Below are 19,519 nucleotides of genomic sequence, written 5' to 3'. Positions count from 1 at the left end.
TCTAAGCAAATGACAATGTACCAAAAAACGAAAGTGCTGAAGGCAAAAAAGGCACCGAAAAAACCAGCCGAGCGCAAGCCGCTCACCAATGAGCAGCGCGCTGAGCAGAGAGCCAAGGCAAGCTGCTGTATGGTTGTTGAGTTCATCAACCCCGTTATTATCGGAGGCAGGGAGGTCAATAACTTCAAAAAGTGGTCGAACGAATGGCAACAGCCGCATAAGGGTGGTTTGAACGAATGGGTCAATCAACTGATGTATATTTTTGATATTCATTGGAAAAATAACACCAAATCGGCGGCGATTTTTGACACCCGTTTTCAAAAAACGCTCATCGGCTCCGAGCGTGACCCTAACTCAAACAAACTCTATCAATTTGAAAACCGTGTCTGGAGGGCCGTAAAATGATTCTGCACATTAACCTTCGATTGTATGAATTTGAGGCGGTAGCGATGAAAGAATACCTCATCAGCAAACTGCAGGATGTGACCAAACTACAGGGTCATGCGCCTGATTCGGACATTGTACTTTCAGAATGGCTCACGGAGCGCTTTGGGGCCAAAGTGGCCAACATCGAGCGGCGCGGCCCTAAGACCCCGCAAAAGGTGGTGATACCCGTTTCGGTGGCCCGGATACTCTGGAAGAACTGGCAAGAGGAAATGATACCAGCTACCCTCACGATGGTATTGGGCGGTATTGATGCCCAGCTCAAAAACCTAAACCTGCATCCAAGATAGGCCGATATAAAAAACAGCCCCGTGTTGGAAGCGCGGGGCTGCTTAAATAGCTAAGTGGTACGAAGCATGTAAATATAACGCTTAGCTCTCTATGTCTGCTCAAAAATCTGACAAAATTATTGCCATACCAGTCAAAGCGCACGTGAAGACTTTTTTGGAACATAAGGACAACCTTGGCAAAGGCCCGTATGAAATCAGGAAAGACCATTGGCTGGGCGAATTGATTACCGCCGTCTTCTCATTTCATCCGCTTTCGGAAGCGGAAGTACCTTCCGAATATTTCCCCGAAAAAACGGTCAAACTCCCAACCATCGAAGTGATACCCAAATTCAGGGTTAACCGGGAGCTGCTCACCGACGAGCACCTCAACAAAGTAGGCATGACACTGGAGGTGATATTTAAACACGCGCTGATTTACTACGCCCGTGGCCGCATGACGCTCCTGAAAAGTGAGCAGGGAGCGGTCAACTGTTTCTATAAAGAATACGGCATTGAGCCTGACCATTATGACAACTCGGCGGCCTTCAAAGTAGTGAATCGCAGCAAGGACGAGAAAAAGAACGAGCAGGCCACCAAATAGTTTTGTGTCCTATTTCGGCGGTTTTGTGTCCTATCTCGGTGGTTTTGTGTCCTGCCCGTAGCAGGTTGTAAAAAACGTGTCCTTCCTTTTTTCAGCGTGGTTTTTGACCTTTGTTTGTTATGGTAACTGCACAAGAAATAGGCACTTTGGAGCAAGACAGCAACGCTGCCTTCGTGCGCACGCTGTACCTGCTCGACCGCGCCAAACTGGAGGGCTTTCTTGACCCGGTGCGGTTTCCGAATGGTATCAATTCAATGACGGTACCCGTCAACGCCCTGACGGTGGTGGTGGGTACGCCGCTGACCAAGCTCGACTTCCAACCTAAATCCTGTACGTACAGTGAGAGCCGTGGCCGCGATGCCAACGGCTATTATTATGATGTGCAGTTTCTAACGGAATTTCCGAAAGACCGCTACGAAGTGGTGAGCTGGGCGAAGGATACCCAATTTCAAGAATACGTGGCCCTGTGGGAGGACTTCAACGGTACGGCCTACCTCACGGGTACCGACGAGATTGGGCTGGAGGTGCAATTGACCCGAACCGTGGCTGGCCGAAACGTAGCTACGGTTTTGATTTCGGGGCGCTTTGTGACGCCCACTTATTATCTGGAAAGCATCGACCTCGCGGAGCTGTTTCCTGAAGCTGATTTTTCATTCCATTTTTCACTTGGATTTAATTCTTGATATATGCCTACGTTCGCAAATCTTGCTCAGTTCGTCACGACGGTGACAGATAAGCTCACCAAGCCCCGGCGCGGCGTGGGCGGCTCCGAAGGGGTTTTGGCCAGTGATATGCTTTCGGCCTTGGTCGATTGCGGCACTTACGTCAGTGAAGGGCTAGATTCCATTGTTGGGAAGGCCAATAAATCAGGTGATACGTTTACGGGAGCAGTTACAATTATCGCGAGTACGGCGTCGCTGGTTAACCCTGATGTTGCGCTACTCGTTGGACATACTGGGGGCACAAGCGGCATTCAGATGGATTCGTGGGGCGATTCCACGAAACAAGTATATCTGAAAAACTGGAACGGAAAGTTTGAATTGGTCGCCAAAAATGGAATTAATCTGCGCACGGACGGGACTTTTGCTGAAGACATCAATTTCCTGACTGGGGCAGACGTCAGATTAAAAATCGCACACAATGGCAATTTAATTGTAGGAGGTCTGGCTGACAACAATTTAGCCAAGTTTCAGACGCCTTCGATTTCGCTGGGACTAAATACGTGGCAGTATGCCTCCGATGGTACTGAACGCCTGTTTTATGGCTCCGGTATCACTTACCACAGGGTAGGGATTGGTGGTGTAATGATTATGATGTTTGGGTCGGGTGAAAACTACAATCTGACGCATAATGTATTTGGATTGAACAATGATTCATATTCTGACATATCTCAATTTGCCCTCACCGGTGCGCCTGGTGCTGGTTCGAGGCAATGGGTACACAGAAAAGAAGCTTCTGGCGTAGATTACCGTTTTTTTGATTGGAACGGGAGCACTGCCCGCGACTGGTGGAATGTGTATGCATCCACCCAGAAAATGTCGTTAGCCCAAATTATCCATGCCAACTACGGCTCTAACGTAGGCATAGGCACAAGTACACCCGATACCTCGGCCATCCTTGACCTGAAATCCAACACAAAAGGGCTTTTGCTTCCTCAATTGACAACAACAGAACGAAATGCCGTACCTGTTTCGGCCGCACGAAAAGGGTTGCTAATTATTAACGTAACTACGAATAAGTTAAACTTCTACAATGGCTCAGCGTGGGAAGCCGTAACTTCAGCTTAATATGAATATCTTCAAAATTCAGCCCTTTCAGGGAAAAGACACATCAGGTGAGTATACACTTATCGCGCTTTCAATTCGGTTCAATGGCTCCGTGACGGTTGAGCCGACGAGTGGCGGGATGTTTCAAGTGGACTACTACACCGACCGCAAGGTGATTCGGGAAGCCAATCGCGATATCATCACCAAGGAAACGATTCAGACCCAACTGATGAATATGGGTTTTGAGGCCGCGCAGGCTGAGCCGCAGGCCGAGGCGATGATGACTACCGCAATTTTACATTTGGTCGGGGGCACGTCTAAGGAGGAGCGTTATGCTACCTTAAGCGGCATCGTGAGCGGGTTTGGGATGGAGTTGTTGCCGATTGAGGAGCAAGATGGCGTACTGGAGCAGGTCGTTAATAACGCAGCTCCTGCCGTGACACCCATGCAGGAAGTCTAATCACTCATATATTATCATACGATCAATGGAAAAAATAATCATTGCGCATTTCACCGAGCGTGAAATGTCTATCATTCAGTCGAATATCCAAGAATTGAGCCAGACGGGCCGTATGGGCAACGCTGATTCAATCGCCATGCGTTTCGACGCGGCAATTGCCCGCGCGAAAAAGCCTGAAACCCCATCCACAAAAGTAGAAGACAATGCCAACGCGATACCCGGAGATAATCCTGAAGAAGCATCAGGGAAAGTATGATTGGTGGGAAGTGGTTGAACCCGTGCGGGTACGGTGCGAGCTTTCGCCCTATGGCCGTATTTTGATTTCCGCTGGCTATACGACCGATTTTGCAAGTGTGCCTCAGGCATTTTGGGGATTGGTACCGCCGCATGGAAAAACGGCTAATGCCTGCGTGGTGCATGATTTTTTGTACGAAAAAAAGCCCTTGAAAGCTTCCCGAAAAGAGGTGGATCTATTTTGGCGAAAGCTCCTGCGGGAATCGGGCGTGAAGCCTTGGCAGGTGTGGCTGATGTATGGCTATGTACGCGCCTTGGGCTGGGTAAATTGGCGTAAATTTTAAAGGTTTAACAATAGAATATTAACCCCTGACTGCTCTGCAGCCAGGGGTTTTTCGTCCTGTGTGGCCCCCGTTGATTCCGATATGTTCGTAGTGTGATTTTGTGTACTGATGACTACAACTATTGAATCTTTAGTGGGGAGAGTCTGGGCGCTTGAGCCTCGCTTCCATAATGCGCAGTCGCTGGCGCTGATTCGTAAGATGACCAAAGGCGGCGACTCGACAATTGTAATTCCTGAACGCGTGGCCCCCTCGGCAGTGGACCCCAAAGCCTCGTGGATCGACAGCCGTGGCCAGCGCCATTTCGGCTGGAATGTGGCTCAAACCAAAACGGGCAAGGTAGCCATCATTCCCATCATGGGCGCTATGAGCCGCTATGGCGACCTGTGTGCCTACGGTACCGAGGATATTTCAAGCTTCATACTGGAGGCCAACGCCCTGGACGAAATCACTTCGATTGTATTACAGATTGACAGCCCCGGCGGCGACGTAAACGGTACGGAGCTGCTCGGTGACATTGTGCGCACGAGCCAAAAGCCCGTAGTGGCCTACGTACAGGGCATGGCCGCGAGCGCTGCCTATTGGGTAGCGAGCCAAGCCCGCGAGATCATCATGGAGTCGGAGACCTCGACCGAGGTGGGAAGCATCGGCGTATTGGCGGTGCACGTAGACGCCTCCGCTTTTTACGAAAAAGAGGGCATCAAGGTGACAATCATCCGCTCGGAAGGTAGCGACGACAAGGCGCTCTTCAACGATATAGAGGGGCTGAGTGAAGAACTCAAGGCCGACGTAAAAGCCCAACTGGCCCCCATCAAAGCGCAGTTTATTAAGACGGTCAAGTCGGGTCGCCCCAACATCGGCGAGGTGTTTACGGGCAAGATGTACAATGGCAAAGCCGCCCTTCAGCTGGGCATGGCCGACCGCATCGGGTACTTGGGCGACGCTGTATACCGCGCTGATTTGTTGGCCCGTAAGCAGACAAACAACTAATTTTTTATATGACAATGGTTAAGCAACTATCCAATTTTTTTAAAAAGGATTCGGCCGGCCCAGTGGTAATCATGGCACAGGGAGGTACGGAAGCCCCTGCCGAAACGCCCGCCGAGGTACCTGCACCCGAAGCTCCTGCGGCTGAAACACCCGCTGAGGTACCTACCCCCGAGGCTGAAACGCCTGCTGAGACCCCTGCCCCCGCTGCTGCGGCCGCTCCTGCCGCTCCTGCGGCTCAGGTGAGCATCAGTGCTGAGCGCCTTGCGGCACTGGAGGGATTTGAGCGCGAGCTAAATGCTATGCGCCCGAAATACGAAGTGCTGGAGGCGTGGTACAACAACGTGAAAGGCCAAGGTGCGGGAGTGGGCAAGGATGCCTCCGAAGCGGCTGGAAGCGGTGCCGCCAAAAGTTGGGAGAAAGCTCCCTGGAACAATTGATTTTTTAATTTTTTAATACCTATACAGCCATGGCAGATGCTTTAGATTTGAGTTTATTGGCCACGACAGCCACGGATTATTCGCGCGAAAACAAAGCGGGTATTTTCTCGAAGCTGATCGGGGCGGGTTTGAGCGGTACACCCAATACCCCTATCAAGCCCATTGACGAGTTTATGATGATGATTCCTGGTAACGATGAAGTTGTATTGACGGAGTTGTACTTGGAAAGCGTTCTCCAATCCGGGGCAAAAGGTGCTTTCACGCCTACGAACGACGTGTTTAAAATCAAGCCCAAAATTGCGAAAGTGAAGCCTTGTAAGGTGGATTTGCTGTTTACGGAGCAAAAGATTTTGGCGTTGTATAAGTCTTGGTACGGTCAGGTGCGCGGTGGAAAAATCGACAAAACGACCTATCCGTTTGAGCAATGGGTGATTGAGCACGTATTGAAGCGCGTGAGCACTGACCTGCGCCAAAAGGCCCTCATCAATGGTACACGCAACGACGCTGGTACCACACCCGAGCAGGCCATGGACGGCTTGTTTGTGAAGTTGGCGGCGGCTCGTGCGAGTGGTGCCATTGGTGCCTCGCAGATTGCGACCATCAACGCCATCACGACGGCAAATGCAGTGGCTGAGTTTGAGAAGATTGTTGATAAGATTCCTACGGAGCATTACTACAATGAGCTAGTTTGTATTGCTCCCTTGGCTTACAAGAAAGCGTACGAACGCAACTACCGCGCTACCTACGGTACACTGCCTTACAATGCGGGCTACAACAAGCAGGAAATCGAAGGCACGATGATCGAGTTTTTGGTTGAGCCTGGTATGCTTACCACGGGTTTGACGGCTTTTGAATCGCCGATCATTACCAGCCGCGAAAACCTGGCTTGGCTCTACGACGACGAAAGTGCGCAGACCAAATTGGAGTTTGACTACTCGAAGCGCGACCGCTCGTTGGCGTACGTGATGGACTTCCAAGTGGGCTTTGATTGGGCGCTTGACAGTCTTTTCTGGTTGGGCGACGTAGCTTAACCCCACCCCAGCCCCTCCCCACTTAGGGAGGGGTTCTGAATTTATTCTTTAACAGCCTTTTAACTATTTTTTCAATAATGGCAAATGTCAATTTTGCGAATTTGAATGCCACCTCAGAGCAAGAAGGAAACCCCGGCGGTATCCGTACGCTGTTGGTAGCCGAGAAGCGTTTTATTGATGGTGTTTGGCCCAAGAAAGCCGATACCGTTACCGGTGAAATTACGACCCTGCCCACGATGGTGGCTACGGCGAAATTTGCAGTGTATGAGTGCCCAGATGGCACGATGGAAGTGAGCTCTGAAAAGCAGGGCGATCCAGGCTTTCAGTCTTACAAGCACAATATTGAGTTTATGTTTGCGGGCTTCTCCAAGACCATGCAGGCTGAGCTTTCGAAAACCTTGAACGCGGGTTCGGTGTACATCGTAGAGATGAACGATGGCCAGTACGTGGTGGTTGGCTCCAGCGACAACCCGCTCTTTACGAAGCAGTCTTTCAAAGGCGGCAAAAAAGGTGGCGATAAGCGCGGCTTTACGCTCAAGGGCGAACAGGACGGCTTCATGTGGGATATTTTGCCCCTCCAGCCTGCACTCGTGGCGACGTTGCCGATTCAGCCCGCTGCTTAACCTCATTTCAAATTTGCCCTCTCCTTAACACAAGGGGAGGGTATTAATCTTTTTTAAAATGGCTACAAAATACAAAGTAACAGTTCCCGAAGGTGGGGCGCGTCATGCGTTGCCGGGTGGGGGCCTCATCACCATTCGTGAGAATATGGCCGATGTTCATATTGAGGCATTGATGGAGGCTGGAGTAACCCAATACTTCACGGAAATCCCTGCCGATGTTCAACCTTTAAACGCTGAGACTGATGTCCAAATCGACCAAACTGGTACCGACGCAGGAACCGACGCCGCCGCAACCCGCCGCGCAAAACGCGCCTAATACCGAAGATAATTTGTCGGCCGAGGCTGGTACCGACACTGAAACGCCCGCCGCGCTCGAAGATAATTTGGCGGATGCAAAACCTTTATCGGCCTGTACTCTTATTGAGTTGATGGAGGTATACATCAAATCTTACCGCAGGATTCGGGACATTCAGGATGAACCGGTCCATGTGATAAACAAAGCCTACGCTTTTCATGAAGCGGTGTACGATGAAATAGGTGCTCATTTTTTGGCCAATGAAGAAATCAAAAAATCAATTGCTGATTGCGATGAAAGAATCAAAGCGGCTACTGAAGAAGACTACTTGAAGCTGAAAGCCCAGAAGCAATTGGAAGCACTTCATTCGGCAAGGGCTGTGCAGGTAGAGGAAGAAACCGTTGAGGTTTTGTCTGACACCAGAGAGCGATAACGTAATTATGTTGAAACAAAAAAGGCCCCTATCGTAATAGATGGGGGCTTTTTTTGTTTCTTTGTGATGCGAACATTCTAGAATACACAGGCGAGCAAGCTCAAGGGCTTGCTGGTTGGCGAGTGGGTGAAAGTACCACACGCTTGCCTGTGTTTTGGCTAGATGTTCGCAGCGACCAACCAGTTTCATTATGTACATCCGCCCCGCTGAGCTTCCGCCCCTGTATGATTTCTTACGCCGCCGTGGCGTGGAAATGGATTTGCTCATTGAATTGTTGGAGGCATATCAGGAAAAACACCCTTCTACTTTGTTTGACCCCTACGAGACTCCCGAAAAGTACATTGATGCCACGACCTACATGGATAAAGTGGGTGATTTTTTGGAAATGCTCAGCGTGGAAAGTGTCCCGGTAAAACCGCAGTGAGTGCATTACCTTGGTAAGAAAAAACGATGACCGAGGAAGAAATCAAAACCGAGCGCCTCAAGCTCAAAAACAACCTCTCTTATCTGCGCCTGCAGGAACGTGCCGGCAAGGCTACCGCCGCTGAGGTGGCTCGTGCGGAGCTGGCTTGGAATACCTTCAGCAGTGCCCCAGCCGAAACCCTCAAAGCTACGGCCACGCCGCCCCCTGCTCCCCAAGGCCCTGCGTGGCAATCCGAAAAAGCAGCCGACACCCTTGCGCCCGAAGTGGCGCTCATCGTGGATGAACTCCGCCAGCAGCAGAGTGACCTGGACTACGAAAAACGCTCGCTATCGATGCAGCTGCAGGCGGTGCCCAAAGACGTACCCTGCCCCGAAATCACTAAACAGATCCTGGAACTGCGCGAGCAGTGGATGGCGCTGGGCGATGAGATTCGGTTTGTGATTGCGAATGGCCAGCGCCCCTCGGAAGAGCGCCCCAAGGAGTTTGATGCGGAAGCCTACCTCAGCCAACTGCCCAACGATAGGTACCAGCTCAGTAAGTTGATTGAAAACATGAACATCAACGTGAATTATCGTTGGCCACAACGGATGGCTCAGTCGAAGACGGAAGCCAAAAAGGCAGAATACCGCTTGAAAATAGCCAAGGGAGAACGGGAACTTGATATACTTCGCCAATACTTTAAGTCAATCCAATAATGAACGTAAAGCATCTAATCACTAAAAAACTGGTGAGCGGGAGCCGCCGCCTGTTTTTTGAGGTTCATAATTCGCACGATGTAGCCCGAAGCGGCCCGCTGAAAATTGAACTCAGGACAAATTTTTCGATCATCCATACGATAGAGGTGAATGTGAACCCCATCGACCCCAAAAAGTACGGGGTGTTTTACATCGATGTAACGACTTTGATTGACAGTACGTGGAGAAAGTTTGATTGGTATTTTCAGAGTCGGAGCGGCCGAAATCCAAAGTCAGAGAAGTTTGAAGATTTAACAGAATAAACACAGTACAGCCATGATTAATGAATTGTTTCGGACTGAAAGAGTCCGTGTGTCGGTATTGGTACCGCACGTGAAAAATCCGCGCAAAATAAAAGCCGATGAAAAACGTAAGCTTTGGGAGCGCCTCCAAAAATTTGGGATGATTGGTATTCCCGTCAGGGATGCCGACGGTACGCTGCTCAGCGGCCATCAACGGTGTGAACTGCTGGCCCAAAATAGCTTGGGCGAATATGAGATTGACGTGCGCACGGCCGTCAGGAAGCTGACCGAAGAAGAACTCCACGAAGTGATGATTATCGAAAACCGCCACGCGGGAGAGTTCGATTTGGAAATGCTCAAGTCGGAATTTGAGCAGTACATGGACCTCGGAGATTTTGGATTGGATTTGGCTGAGCTGGATAAGCAGCTCGCTGAGGTAACGGGTGAGCAGGCTCCCGAGGCTGAAATGCCGATAGTGGCCACGATGAGCGAGAAGTACACGTCGTTTGTGATTGTGTGCCGCAATGAAATCGACGAAAACCACATTGCCGAAAAGCTCGGCATCGAGAGAGGTCGGTGCTATAAAAGTAGTAAGGTGGGATTGATGCACGTGGTGGATTCTAAACAGGTGATAGAGCGATGGAAGTAAAGGTGGTGATACCGTCCCACAAACGCTGGGACCGGGTGCTGACCACGATGGCCGTGGACAATGCGATACTTTGCGTGGCTGAGAGCCAACGCGAGCTGTATGCAAAATGCAATAAGGGGGTTGAGATTGTGACCCATCCTGACGGCGTGGTGGGGCTGGCTCGGAAGCGTGATTGGATAGTGCAGCACTTCAAAAACGTGATGATGCTCGACGATGACATTGACCACCTGAAGCGAATCTATACGGGCAAAGGTGAGCCGATGATTGTTGAGCCTGATGAGGCGTATCATATCATTCAACTAACGGCCAATGCTGCCAAAGCGGCCGGGGCGTATGTGTTTGGGTTCAGCTCCTCGCCTGCTCCCATCAGCTACGACAGCTTTAACCCCATCAAACTAAATGGTTACGTGACGGGCTGCGCGCACGGCGTACTGGAGGGGAGCAAGCTCTGGTACAATCCTGATATCATTTGCAATGAGGACTATTGGATAAGCCTGTTGAATGCCTATCATCATCGGCTGATTTGGAAAGATACCAGGTACTATTGGTCGCAAAAAGATACGTTTGTAAACCGTGGAGGATTGGCAGAATTTCGTAATTTGGAGGCTGAGGAAAAAGACTTCCATCTATTGCGCCGGGTGTTTGGTGACGTGGTGGAACTCCGAAAGTCTCAACAAAATGCAAAGCACCCTTTTCAGAAAACATTGAAGCTGCCTTTTTAAAACCATTCAATTAACTACACCTTCTATAAATGCGAACTACACTCTTCGTTTGTTTACTAATTTGTTGCTTATCTGCCAAGGCGCAAATTTTTACACAGTCACCGTTAAATGGTTCTATTGTAATAACACCTAAGGGATTACAAGGCCAGACAAATCCTTTAGCAGATACAACAAACGTTTCATTTGGGCCTTCTGCACTTCAGAGTATTTTGCCTGGTTCAGATTTTGGTGTCCAAGTTCGTTATAATACTGCAATAGGGAACGGAGCACTTCAGTATAATACCTTAGGGTTTTCCAACACCGCTACCGGTTATCAGGCTCTGTATGCCAACAATCAAGGTCGCTATAATACAGCAATTGGGTCTCAGGCCCTTTCCGGTAATACTACAGGTCATTATAATACAGCTATCGGGTATCGGGCACTTTATATTAATACGCTTTCCCAAGGAAATACTGCAATAGGATATATGGCGCTTTCCAATAACACTTTCGGGTATTCAAATACGGCTACTGGTAGTGAGGCTCTCACTGCTAATAAAGAAGGGCGTCAAAATACCGCATCGGGCTTTTTAGCACTTGCTCAAAACACTGATGGGAATAATAATACGGCCTTTGGCTATCAGGCTCTTTCTCGTAATGTGCTAGCAAAAGATAATACTGCAATTGGGAGTGCAGCCTTAATATTTAATACTATAGGGATTGGAAATTCTGCAGTAGGTGCAAATTCTCTATATAATAATACTGAAGGAATTTATAACACGGCCAATGGATTTGAGGCGCTTAGAGGTAATAAAAATGGCTCCAGAAACACAGCAAATGGATCTTTTGCACTTTATAGCAATACTACTGGTAGCGAAAATACTGCTACTGGCAGTGTTGCACTCCAAAACAATATTACAGGGAAAGAAAATACTGCTACTGGATATTCAGCTCTTTACATGAATTCTTCCGGGTCAGGGAACACTGCTCTTGGTTATTCTGCACTTAATTCTAACTCTACGGGTACTGAAAATACCGCTACGGGTAAAGATGCCCTTCATGGCAATACAGTTGGTGTTGCAAATACTGCTACTGGGACAAATGCTTTAATTAGCAATAACGGTAACTATAATACTGCTACAGGATATAAGGCTCTTAGAGGCGTTAATGCCGGGCATTTTAATACTGCGATAGGTGGTAATGCAGGGTATGTACTCATGACAGGGAGTAACAATACTTTTGTAGGTTATCAAGCTGATGTATCGGCTTTTGACCTTGCTAATGCCACCGCAATAGGGGCTAATACAATAGTTAATGCTTCAAACAAAGTGCGCATTGGAGACGCAAATGTTACTGTAATTGAAGGAGCCGTAGCATGGTCTAATCCCTCCGACTATCGTTTGAAAGAGAATATTCTTTATACCTCTCGTTTGGGGCTCAATTTTATCAACAAATTACAAACCGTTTCCTATAACTATATTGCTGACAAAGCAAAAACACGATATGAAGGATTTATTGCCCAAGATGTAGAAAGAGTTATGCAGGAGTTAGAGGTTGACTTCAGCGGCCTGAAAAAAGCTCCTGATGGAACTTACTCATTAGCTTATTCTGATTTTGTAATGCCTTTGGTCAATGCTACAAAGGAATTAAAACAGCGAAGTGACCTACAACAAGCCGAAATTCTGGAGCAGAATCGAAAGATTATACAGTTGGAAGCCCAAATAAAGGAATTGATGAAAATAATTATTAATAAACAATAAAACTATCATTCCCTCAAGAAGCGACAATGATTGAATGTTTTTAAAATAAAGTGCAGTTTTGATTCCCATTAATTTCATATTGGTAAGCCTCTGTCAGGGGCTTTTTTTATTAAAAAAAACTTCAAAAATAAATGGGAAAACGCTTTTAAAATCCGTTCTGTCGGGAGATTTTTACATAAGCAGTAGGGCAAACTACTCTTTAAAAATCAATCACTTAACTAACATTTCTAAGCACAATGGAAACCCAAATCATCCCCGCAGTACCTTCAAAACGCAATCTTGAGCGCTACATGGCCGCTACCGGCAAAACCGAAATTGAATACCAAGCCTGGGCAAGCGAGGTTGGCAAGAAAATGCACATCAATAACCTCGACAAAATTGTTTGTGCGAAATTTGATATCTACACCGTTTCGCATCTTGCCAACATTTTGACAGAGTTACCGTTGGGTATTCCCGAAAACGAAGTCAATGCCTACCTGATTGAATTCAGCGTTAACCCGCTGGAGCTGGCCAAACTTTGGAACGAAATGCAGGCCGAAGCGCAAAGTTGGATTTGCAAAGAGAGCATTATCGCCAATAGCCTGGCTTTTTTTCCGAAAACCGATTTTGAGCAATTTGGCGACAAAAATCACCTCCCTGATGTGAGCCGTGCGTGGTTTAAAAAAGATGGCTTGAACCTGGATACCCAAGCCCAGGAAATGAGTGAGAACAGCGGCTTTGAGATTACGGTTCAGGACCTGATTGACTTCGTAATGAAGTGGCGGCCACGTACCTACAAAAACCCCGCTGAACTGACCGTAAAACGCATCGAAGAGCGATTTAGAGAGGTCACGACCTTTGGCATCAAAGACTACTATGTGCAGCACCTGATGAAAATGTGCCATTTCGAGAAATCGGGCATCGATATTCTTCCTTTCTAATCCTCCTTGTTTCACCATTTAACCAACTTAGGGGCGTCAATGTCCCTCAGTTAGCTACCGCTATGCCTAAAACGACTGATGTACCTCACGAGCTGCGTGAGTTTAATAAAGTATTTGAAAATATTTCGTACCGCCACGGCTGGGGCGATGTGTTTGTGGATTTCATAGATTATTCGGTTGCCTGTTTTCTTCCTGCTGGCGACCTTAAAGTGGCTGATTACCTCAAAAAGAAATACGGAAAGGACTACGGCTTTTTTAAGGAACTCTTTAATGAGTGGCTGCGAGCCCAGCATAAACAACTCAACAGGGGCAAAATGTGGTACGATGCCTTGGGAGCATTTTATGAGGTCATAGCCTCCTCCAGTAAAGCGAGCCATTTAGGGCAGTTTTTCACACCGCCCGATGTGGTGGATATGTTGACAATGATTACGGCTGACAAGGCCCGTGAGGGCGCACGGCAGCGCATCGCTGACCCTTGCTCAGGCTCGGGACGAATGTTGGTTTCATTCCACGCGCACTTTCCGGGCAACTACTGCTTTGCGGCCGACGTTGACGCAATCTGCACGAAGATGACGGCCCTGAATATGATGCTGCATGGCTGCGAAGGCCAGGCCGTTTGTATGAACTCTCTGGACCCAGACGATTGGCGGTTTGGCTACGCCGTAAACCCGTGGATTCGGGAGTTTGGCGGACTGCCTCACCTGGCTCGTATTGAAAAGGAACAGTGCTTCCAGTGGCGGGGATTTCAGCAGGATAAAGAAAAATACGCGCAGCGGAAAGCGGAAGAGGCGGCCGCTCAAAAAGAAGCGTTGACGGCCGTAAAACCTGAGCCAGTGATGGGCAAATTTGGGCAACTTTCTTTCCTGTAACTAATTGAAAATTAAGCGTTTTTCTGATAAATATTTTCGGGAAAACGCTTTTTATATCCGTTCTGTCGGGAGATATTTACATAAGCAGTAGGGCAAACTACTCCTTATAAATCAATCATTTAACACTTAATTCTAAGCACAATGGAAAAGAAAATCAAGGCCCAAATTGAAAAAGAGATTGCAAAATGTAACCGCAAAATCTATTGGTCAACACATCCGCAACCGTACTGGATAGAGCGCCGGGCCATCCTGATGAACTCCTTGCACTACGGTTTTGAGACCGCCCTGGGCGATATCGAAAAAACCCTCTCCAAATCACGTCAGTACAGCGCCGAAATCGTGAAGGCAAACCAAGACACCTTGTCGGACATTCAAACCAAATGGGCCTAATGAGCAAGTGGCAAAAACACGTAGAGCGCGTTCGCGTCGTGATGGTACGCGCTTGGGGCTTATTTCGCAAAGGATTGCTGAGTATGAGCCTGAGCCTGAAAGTGAGCTGGAATTTGGATAGAGGCCTAATCACCTTATCGCAGGTTGAAGGAATGTTTCACCCTAAAAAACGAAGAAAATGACCCGTAATGAATTTAAGAAGCTGCCGGTAACTCAGCAGAAGCTTTTGCAGGAGGCATTAAAGGAAAATCCAAATCTGCCTATTAAAAAAACTGGCAATAAAGGGTGGACTGATACCCCGCTTTTTTCATCTGCAGCTGAAGAAAAGCAAACCAAACTGTTTTAAAAAAAAGGAAAGCCGCGAGGCAAATCGCGGCTTCCTGAACATCAATCAATTAAGACTAACATTCTAAGCACTGCAAAGATGAGCAGAAATTTAAAAGTAAGCAAGCGAGCGCGGGTAAATGTAATGCGCCGAGTAAAGTGGGTACCTGAGTTGAGATTGAGCGGCCAATGGCTGGCCATGGCGGGCATCGAACCGGGCGACGTGGTGAAAATCGAAGTGTTGAACAGTAAAATCATTATTACGCATGGGTAAGTACGAAATCACCACGAAGAAGGGATATGATTTTTTTGAGTGTAGTTCTGCCCTGCAAAAGTGTATCAGGCGCGGGCTAGAAGATGAAGCGCTTTTTTGGGCCGTGGAGCTGTATGACAGTAATTTTAGTGAGTACGTCTGGAAGCGCCTGCGCATCATGTCGAGCGAAGATGTTGGGTTGGCTGAGCCAAATATATCTTCTGAAATTTGGGCGCTGTATTGTATGTTTAAGGAGCAGGCCAAAAAGAAAGAGGATAGTAACGAGCCTCAGCGGTTGTTTTTGACCCACGCTGTACTGCTCCTGTGCCGATCCCGAAAAAGTAGGCTCATTGATTGGGCGTTGCTCTTCGCCTGGCTTACCCATCCCTTCAAAAAGATTCCCGTGCCGGACTTTGCGCTCGACAAACATAATGACCGCGGCAAACGCCTGAAACGCGGTTGGGCGCATTTCTTCAATGAAGGTACGTTGCTGGTCAATCGTGCCGACGTGGCGCGGGAAGAGGAGTTTAGAGAAGCGGCCAAGCGGGCCATCGGCGACCCGACTGGCACGAGTTTGTTCTAAAAAATGTAATCGTACATTTATTTAGAACAAAACTTATATAAGTTGCTGATAAACAGGAATAGAGTTCGTGAAAAAGATGATGTAATCTTACATTTTTTTGTGCATAGCAACTGGGAAGGTACTAGATTTTGCGTCCTATCGTATCTCACAATCACGCCTCAAATTGGGGCGTGATTTTTATTTGATATGGCAAAAAAGTTAGGAATTGGCAAGTTGAAGCGGGTTTTGCGGATAGACGAAGAGCGGTTGGGCTCATTTCTTTAATGAAGGGACGCTGCTGGCCAATCGTGCTGAGGTGGCGCGGGAAGAGGAATTTCGTGAAGCCGCCAAGCGGGCCATCGGCGACCCGACGGGTACGAGTTTGTTTTAAAAAGCAGCTCTTTTGCTTTTTAAGTCTCATTAACTCATCTATCAATGAGTTAATGAGACGTTGATTCATGAGATAATATTATAAGACACTTTTATGGACTAAATTAGGCACTTTTCCTGTAGGAAATCAAGTATCATGAAACGCCCGTTTATTGAGACGAATTTATTCTTCGAGTCCGAACCGCTACTGATACTAACTTAGCTGATGTTTAAATGTTCGGTCCCACTTGCAGGAATACTAATATTATATGCCACTTTTTTGTTTACCGATTAACTATTGAATTTTCTTTCAAAGCCAACTTGTCGTGCTTCATTTCGTATTGACTTTCTAAAATCAACAGAGTCAAGCCCTTGTAAATTTTCCCAAACAATATGGATAGGCATATATCTAACATTAACATTATTATGTCCAATATCAATATATGGGTATTCGCCGTAGTCGATACCGATTTTCCATTGTCCGTTTACTTTTGTACGAATTACTTCTCCAATGTAGGCAACTAAGTTGTCATAAATGTCAGTGAGGACTTTATCAATATCGTAAAGTTCTATCTGTATAGAAACGATGTCTAAACTCTTATAGCTTTTGTCAAGTTGCTTAATGTCAATTTGTAGTTTGTCTGCGAGTTCCGAAATAAGTCTGTCAGCTTGATCAATGAGGTTGATTTGATATTTTGAATAAAATCTCCAATGGTCGACTGAATTACCTCGATTGTTTGCATAGTCGTCCTTAACTCGTTTATTCCATTTTACAGACCTTGCAAAGTAGTCTTTGGGGTAAATGTCACCTTTACCTGCAAGCAAAGTGCCATTCGGGTCAAATACAAAAAGAATTCTGTCATTCGGTAATTCGTAAACTAAGTCTTGTTTTACATAACCAGATGCATAGGTTTCTTTAAACACTTTTGTGTATTCATCGTGGAGTCGTCCTTCAGACTTTATTAAGTCTTGGACTTGCTTCTTCGTCAGTCGCTTTTCGTTTAATGATTTGCGCTGTCCCATAGGTATCGTTGTGTTGTTGCAAAGGTATTTTATTAGCTTAATATTCTCAAAAGGCGTTCTGTACTACACTGAAATAGCTTGACACAAACTGTGTAAAGTTATTTCTGGAGCAAAGTGCTGCAAGTTAAATTAATTGAGAGCTGTCTAAAAATCCTGTCCTATCATATCTCCCAATCACGCCCCAACTTCGGGCGTGATTTTTTTATGATATGGCAAAAAAGTTAGGAATTGGTAAATTGAAGCGGGTTTTGAGGATAGACGAAGATACCTTGGACGTCTACCTCCGCTACTACGCTCAGGAAATTGAATACGAACAGCTCACCGAGACCCAGTGCGAAATGCTGGAGCGGTACCGAAAAGCCTGGGCTTTGTACTGCATGGGCCGAACCGATGAGATGGTCAGGAGCCAGCTGATGCGGGATTACGGCATTCAGGAACGGCAGGCCCGGTACATCTTCGAAGAATCAAAGTTCATTCACGGCAAATTGGATCAGGTCGATAAGGACGGCCGACGTGCCGCGTCGATGGCCTTCTATGACCTGATGGCCAACATGGCCATGAAAGAAAAGCAATACGAAACCGCCGTCATTGCCCGCGACAAAGCCGATAAACTCGCTAAACTGCACGAGTCAGATGACCTTGGCTTTACCCCCGATGACTTCATGAAAGCCGCCAAATTTGTTTTTGTCAACAACGTAAACGTGCTGAAAAAACAGCAGATGGACTTGGATGAGTGAGAAAACAGTTCAAATTCACGCCAACGACAAACAGATAAAAGTGCTCAGTTCGCGGGCCAATCGCAAGTCGTTTATTGGTGGACGTGCCTCTGGCAAGTCCACGGTTTTGGGTTTTGTGGTGGGGTATCTGTTTGAACATTTCTCCCGGGCCAAATGGGTATTGGCGGGCTTAACGTATGTGCAGCTTGATTTAGTGGTACTGCCTGCCATTCGTGAAGCATTGGCCTTCATGAAATATACCGAATACCACCCCAAAGAAAACCCGCTTGGGGTATACGTCGTAGGCATTCGCCCTCCCGACCACTGGGCCGCGCCTTATAAAAAAGTCGGGCGGCTGGGTTACCAGTATTGTATGACGTTCATCAATGGCTTTACCATTCACTTTGTAAGCCAAGACCGAAAAGAGAGCCATAGAGGTCTTAGCATTGATGGGATTCTCATTGATGAGTCGGCAACTATCAGCAGTGATTTTGTTCGAAAGGTGCTTTTACCCGCCCGACGCGGTAATAAATACGCAAAATGGCGTGACCACCCTTGGAACAAAGGATTCTTCGATTTTTCATCGGCGAGCTGGACGCAGGAAGGAATGTGGATCTACGAAACCGAAGAGCACTACAATGAAATGCTTGAGCAGCGGGCCAAGCTGAGTCATAATGAATTGAAGGTCATTCCCCCCAAATTTCTTTTCCTGGAATCGACCTTCCGCGATAATCAGGACGTCCTGCCCGACGATTACGAACAGCAGCTCCGTGACCAACTCGACCCCCTTGAATTTGCGGTCGAAGTAGACAACGAACGCATGGGCAAGCTACCCAATGGATTTTACTATGGCTTCAATCCCAACAAGCACTGCTACACCAAAGCCTATGACTACATCCCCGATGAAAAAACGGGTATCCTGTTATATCGATCGAACGATTATGAAAATGACAAGGCCCTTGATTACAGCCTTGATTTTAACACCGATATTGTATGGGGTGTGGTAGGTCAGGAAGGCCCCAAATCCCTGAAGGTCATTAACTCCCATTATGAAAAGGTCTTACCTTCAGAAAAGAAAAATGTAACCAATCAAAAAAACAGCCTCATTGAAAAACAGGCCCATTGGTTCTGCGATACCTACGAACCACACACTAAAAAAGAGGTCTATATCTACGGCGATCCCGGTGGTAACAGTACCACTGCAGCCACTAAAATAGACAACCGCCCCTTCTTCGACCAGGTCTCCGATATACTGGTTAAACGTGGGTGGACCGTATACCGCAGGGAGCTCACCAGCTACCCTACCCATAAGGACAAATACCACCTCATCAACATGCTCTTTGAAGAGAGTAACCCAAGGGCCCCTCATGTACTTATAAATAAACTTAATAATAAGGTACTCATCATCAACCTTACACAGACCCCCGTCACTACGGACAAGACCTATAAGAAGGCAAGGCGCATAGGCAAGGACAAGAGCTCAGAGCTGAGCACCAAGAACCGAGAGTACGCAACCGACGGTACCGATGCATTGGACTACTGGCTATGGGCCAAGTGTAAAATGTATTTATCGCACTACGCTCCACGCAAAAATCATATTTACGTTTACGGTGGCTAGGGCAAGGTATATTCCTAAAAAGCGATCATGGCAATTGCCGC

The 19,519-nt window shown here is 47.4% G+C and carries 31 protein-coding genes; 29 read left to right on the top strand and 2 right to left on the bottom strand.

Annotated features, from left to right (window positions below):
* Window positions 1–9: 9 nt before the first annotated feature.
* The 27 genes from GVN20_RS24830 to GVN20_RS24700 all read left to right on the top strand — a co-directional run bounded on the left by GVN20_RS24830 (window position 10) and on the right by GVN20_RS24700 (window position 15,773).
* Entirely contained in the window at window positions 10–405 is a 396-nt protein-coding gene (locus GVN20_RS24830) for a hypothetical protein (protein ID WP_166560942.1), read from the top strand.
* Window positions 402–734, top strand: coding sequence for a hypothetical protein (locus GVN20_RS24825; protein ID WP_166560941.1), 333 nt, complete (start codon window positions 402–404; stop codon window positions 732–734). Before GVN20_RS24830 ends, GVN20_RS24825 begins: the two co-directional genes overlap by 4 nt.
* Before the next feature lie 91 nt (window positions 735–825).
* Window positions 826–1,314, top strand: a complete 489-nt coding sequence (locus GVN20_RS24820; RefSeq protein WP_166560940.1) for a hypothetical protein — start codon at window positions 826–828, stop codon at window positions 1,312–1,314.
* Window positions 1,315–1,433: 119 nt separating this feature from the next.
* Entirely contained in the window at window positions 1,434–1,997 is a 564-nt protein-coding gene (locus GVN20_RS24815; protein ID WP_166560939.1) for a hypothetical protein, read from the top strand.
* 3 nt (window positions 1,998–2,000) lie between these two features.
* Window positions 2,001–3,101 (top strand): hypothetical protein, encoded by a 1,101-nt coding sequence (locus GVN20_RS24810; protein WP_166560938.1) that lies wholly within the window; start codon window positions 2,001–2,003, stop codon window positions 3,099–3,101.
* 1 nt (window position 3,102) lies between these two features.
* Window positions 3,103–3,540: a hypothetical protein gene (locus GVN20_RS24805; RefSeq protein ID WP_166560937.1), complete on the top strand. Its 438-nt coding sequence runs from the start codon at window positions 3,103–3,105 to the stop codon at window positions 3,538–3,540.
* A 25-nt stretch (window positions 3,541–3,565) separates the two neighbouring features.
* Window positions 3,566–3,796 carry a hypothetical protein gene (locus GVN20_RS24800; protein WP_166560936.1) on the top strand — a complete coding sequence of 77 codons (231 nt, stop codon included), beginning with the start codon at window positions 3,566–3,568 and terminating at the stop codon, window positions 3,794–3,796.
* Window positions 3,744–4,118, top strand: coding sequence for a DUF1353 domain-containing protein (locus GVN20_RS24795; protein ID WP_166560935.1), 375 nt, complete (start codon window positions 3,744–3,746; stop codon window positions 4,116–4,118). Before GVN20_RS24800 ends, GVN20_RS24795 begins: the two co-directional genes overlap by 53 nt.
* Window positions 4,119–4,226: 108 nt before the next feature.
* Complete coding sequence (locus tag GVN20_RS24790; RefSeq protein ID WP_166560934.1) at window positions 4,227–5,105, top strand: S49 family peptidase; 879 nt, start codon at window positions 4,227–4,229, stop codon at window positions 5,103–5,105.
* A 14-nt stretch (window positions 5,106–5,119) separates the two neighbouring features.
* Window positions 5,120–5,542 carry a hypothetical protein gene (locus tag GVN20_RS24785; protein WP_166560879.1) on the top strand — a complete coding sequence of 141 codons (423 nt, stop codon included), beginning with the start codon at window positions 5,120–5,122 and terminating at the stop codon, window positions 5,540–5,542.
* A gap of 29 nt (window positions 5,543–5,571) precedes the next feature.
* Window positions 5,572–6,573, top strand: coding sequence for a hypothetical protein (locus GVN20_RS24780; RefSeq protein WP_166560933.1), 1,002 nt, complete (start codon window positions 5,572–5,574; stop codon window positions 6,571–6,573).
* Window positions 6,574–6,650: 77 nt separating this feature from the next.
* Window positions 6,651–7,196 (top strand): hypothetical protein, encoded by a 546-nt coding sequence (locus GVN20_RS24775; RefSeq protein WP_166560932.1) that lies wholly within the window; start codon window positions 6,651–6,653, stop codon window positions 7,194–7,196.
* 58 nt (window positions 7,197–7,254) lie between these two features.
* A complete protein-coding gene (locus GVN20_RS24770; protein WP_166560931.1) occupies window positions 7,255–7,512 on the top strand; it encodes a hypothetical protein in 258 nt (85 codons plus the stop codon).
* The gene (locus tag GVN20_RS24765; protein WP_166560930.1) at window positions 7,439–7,924 is read left to right on the top strand and encodes a hypothetical protein; all 486 of its coding nucleotides are present in this window, start codon (window positions 7,439–7,441) and stop codon (window positions 7,922–7,924) included. The genes GVN20_RS24770 and GVN20_RS24765 overlap by 74 nt, the downstream gene beginning before the upstream one ends.
* Window positions 7,925–8,114: 190 nt before the next feature.
* A complete protein-coding gene (locus GVN20_RS24760) occupies window positions 8,115–8,348 on the top strand; it encodes a hypothetical protein (protein WP_166560929.1) in 234 nt (77 codons plus the stop codon).
* Window positions 8,349–8,473: 125 nt separating this feature from the next.
* Window positions 8,474–9,043 (top strand): hypothetical protein, encoded by a 570-nt coding sequence (locus GVN20_RS24755; protein ID WP_166560928.1) that lies wholly within the window; start codon window positions 8,474–8,476, stop codon window positions 9,041–9,043.
* Window positions 9,043–9,345 (top strand): hypothetical protein, encoded by a 303-nt coding sequence (locus GVN20_RS24750; RefSeq protein ID WP_166560927.1) that lies wholly within the window; start codon window positions 9,043–9,045, stop codon window positions 9,343–9,345. Before GVN20_RS24755 ends, GVN20_RS24750 begins: the two co-directional genes overlap by 1 nt.
* Before the next feature lie 13 nt (window positions 9,346–9,358).
* The gene (locus tag GVN20_RS24745; protein WP_166560926.1) at window positions 9,359–9,973 is read left to right on the top strand and encodes a hypothetical protein; all 615 of its coding nucleotides are present in this window, start codon (window positions 9,359–9,361) and stop codon (window positions 9,971–9,973) included.
* A complete protein-coding gene (locus tag GVN20_RS24740; protein ID WP_166560925.1) occupies window positions 9,964–10,695 on the top strand; it encodes a hypothetical protein in 732 nt (243 codons plus the stop codon). Before GVN20_RS24745 ends, GVN20_RS24740 begins: the two co-directional genes overlap by 10 nt.
* Before the next feature lie 29 nt (window positions 10,696–10,724).
* Entirely contained in the window at window positions 10,725–12,434 is a 1,710-nt protein-coding gene (locus GVN20_RS24735) for a tail fiber domain-containing protein (RefSeq protein WP_166560924.1), read from the top strand.
* 236 nt (window positions 12,435–12,670) lie between these two features.
* Entirely contained in the window at window positions 12,671–13,354 is a 684-nt protein-coding gene (locus tag GVN20_RS24730) for a hypothetical protein (RefSeq protein WP_166560923.1), read from the top strand.
* A 62-nt stretch (window positions 13,355–13,416) separates the two neighbouring features.
* Entirely contained in the window at window positions 13,417–14,223 is an 807-nt protein-coding gene (locus tag GVN20_RS24725; protein ID WP_166560922.1) for an N-6 DNA methylase, read from the top strand.
* A 141-nt stretch (window positions 14,224–14,364) separates the two neighbouring features.
* Window positions 14,365–14,613 carry a hypothetical protein gene (locus tag GVN20_RS24720; protein WP_166560921.1) on the top strand — a complete coding sequence of 83 codons (249 nt, stop codon included), beginning with the start codon at window positions 14,365–14,367 and terminating at the stop codon, window positions 14,611–14,613.
* Window positions 14,613–14,795: a hypothetical protein gene (locus GVN20_RS24715; protein ID WP_166560920.1), complete on the top strand. Its 183-nt coding sequence runs from the start codon at window positions 14,613–14,615 to the stop codon at window positions 14,793–14,795. Before GVN20_RS24720 ends, GVN20_RS24715 begins: the two co-directional genes overlap by 1 nt.
* Window positions 14,792–14,959, top strand: coding sequence for a hypothetical protein (locus GVN20_RS24710; RefSeq protein WP_166560919.1), 168 nt, complete (start codon window positions 14,792–14,794; stop codon window positions 14,957–14,959). Before GVN20_RS24715 ends, GVN20_RS24710 begins: the two co-directional genes overlap by 4 nt.
* Before the next feature lie 78 nt (window positions 14,960–15,037).
* On the top strand, window positions 15,038–15,211 hold the full coding sequence (locus tag GVN20_RS24705; RefSeq protein ID WP_166560918.1) for a SymE family type I addiction module toxin: 174 nt from the start codon (window positions 15,038–15,040) through the stop codon (window positions 15,209–15,211).
* Window positions 15,204–15,773, top strand: coding sequence for a hypothetical protein (locus GVN20_RS24700; protein ID WP_166560917.1), 570 nt, complete (start codon window positions 15,204–15,206; stop codon window positions 15,771–15,773). Before GVN20_RS24705 ends, GVN20_RS24700 begins: the two co-directional genes overlap by 8 nt.
* A 151-nt stretch (window positions 15,774–15,924) precedes the next feature.
* On the opposite strand, the gene GVN20_RS24695 is transcribed toward GVN20_RS24700, so the two are convergent.
* Window positions 15,925–16,212, bottom strand: coding sequence for a hypothetical protein (locus GVN20_RS24695; protein WP_166560916.1), 288 nt, complete (start codon window positions 16,210–16,212; stop codon window positions 15,925–15,927).
* Between the two features lie 200 nt (window positions 16,213–16,412).
* Window positions 16,413–17,144 carry a hypothetical protein gene (locus tag GVN20_RS24690; protein WP_166560915.1) on the bottom strand — a complete coding sequence of 244 codons (732 nt, stop codon included), beginning with the start codon at window positions 17,142–17,144 and terminating at the stop codon, window positions 16,413–16,415.
* A 209-nt stretch (window positions 17,145–17,353) separates the two neighbouring features.
* Between GVN20_RS24690 and GVN20_RS24685 the strand changes: the two genes are divergently transcribed.
* Both GVN20_RS24685 and GVN20_RS24680 read left to right on the top strand, forming a co-directional pair.
* Entirely contained in the window at window positions 17,354–17,881 is a 528-nt protein-coding gene (locus GVN20_RS24685) for a hypothetical protein (protein WP_166560914.1), read from the top strand.
* Window positions 17,874–19,478 carry a hypothetical protein gene (locus GVN20_RS24680; RefSeq protein ID WP_166560913.1) on the top strand — a complete coding sequence of 535 codons (1,605 nt, stop codon included), beginning with the start codon at window positions 17,874–17,876 and terminating at the stop codon, window positions 19,476–19,478. Before GVN20_RS24685 ends, GVN20_RS24680 begins: the two co-directional genes overlap by 8 nt.
* Window positions 19,479–19,519 lie beyond the last annotated feature (41 nt).

Source organism: Runella sp. CRIBMP (assembly GCF_009905605.1).
Lineage (GTDB): Bacteria > Bacteroidota > Bacteroidia > Cytophagales > Spirosomataceae > Runella.
The sequence above is the reverse complement of the archived record's forward strand: the minus strand, read 5'-3'. Positions and strand labels throughout refer to the sequence as shown.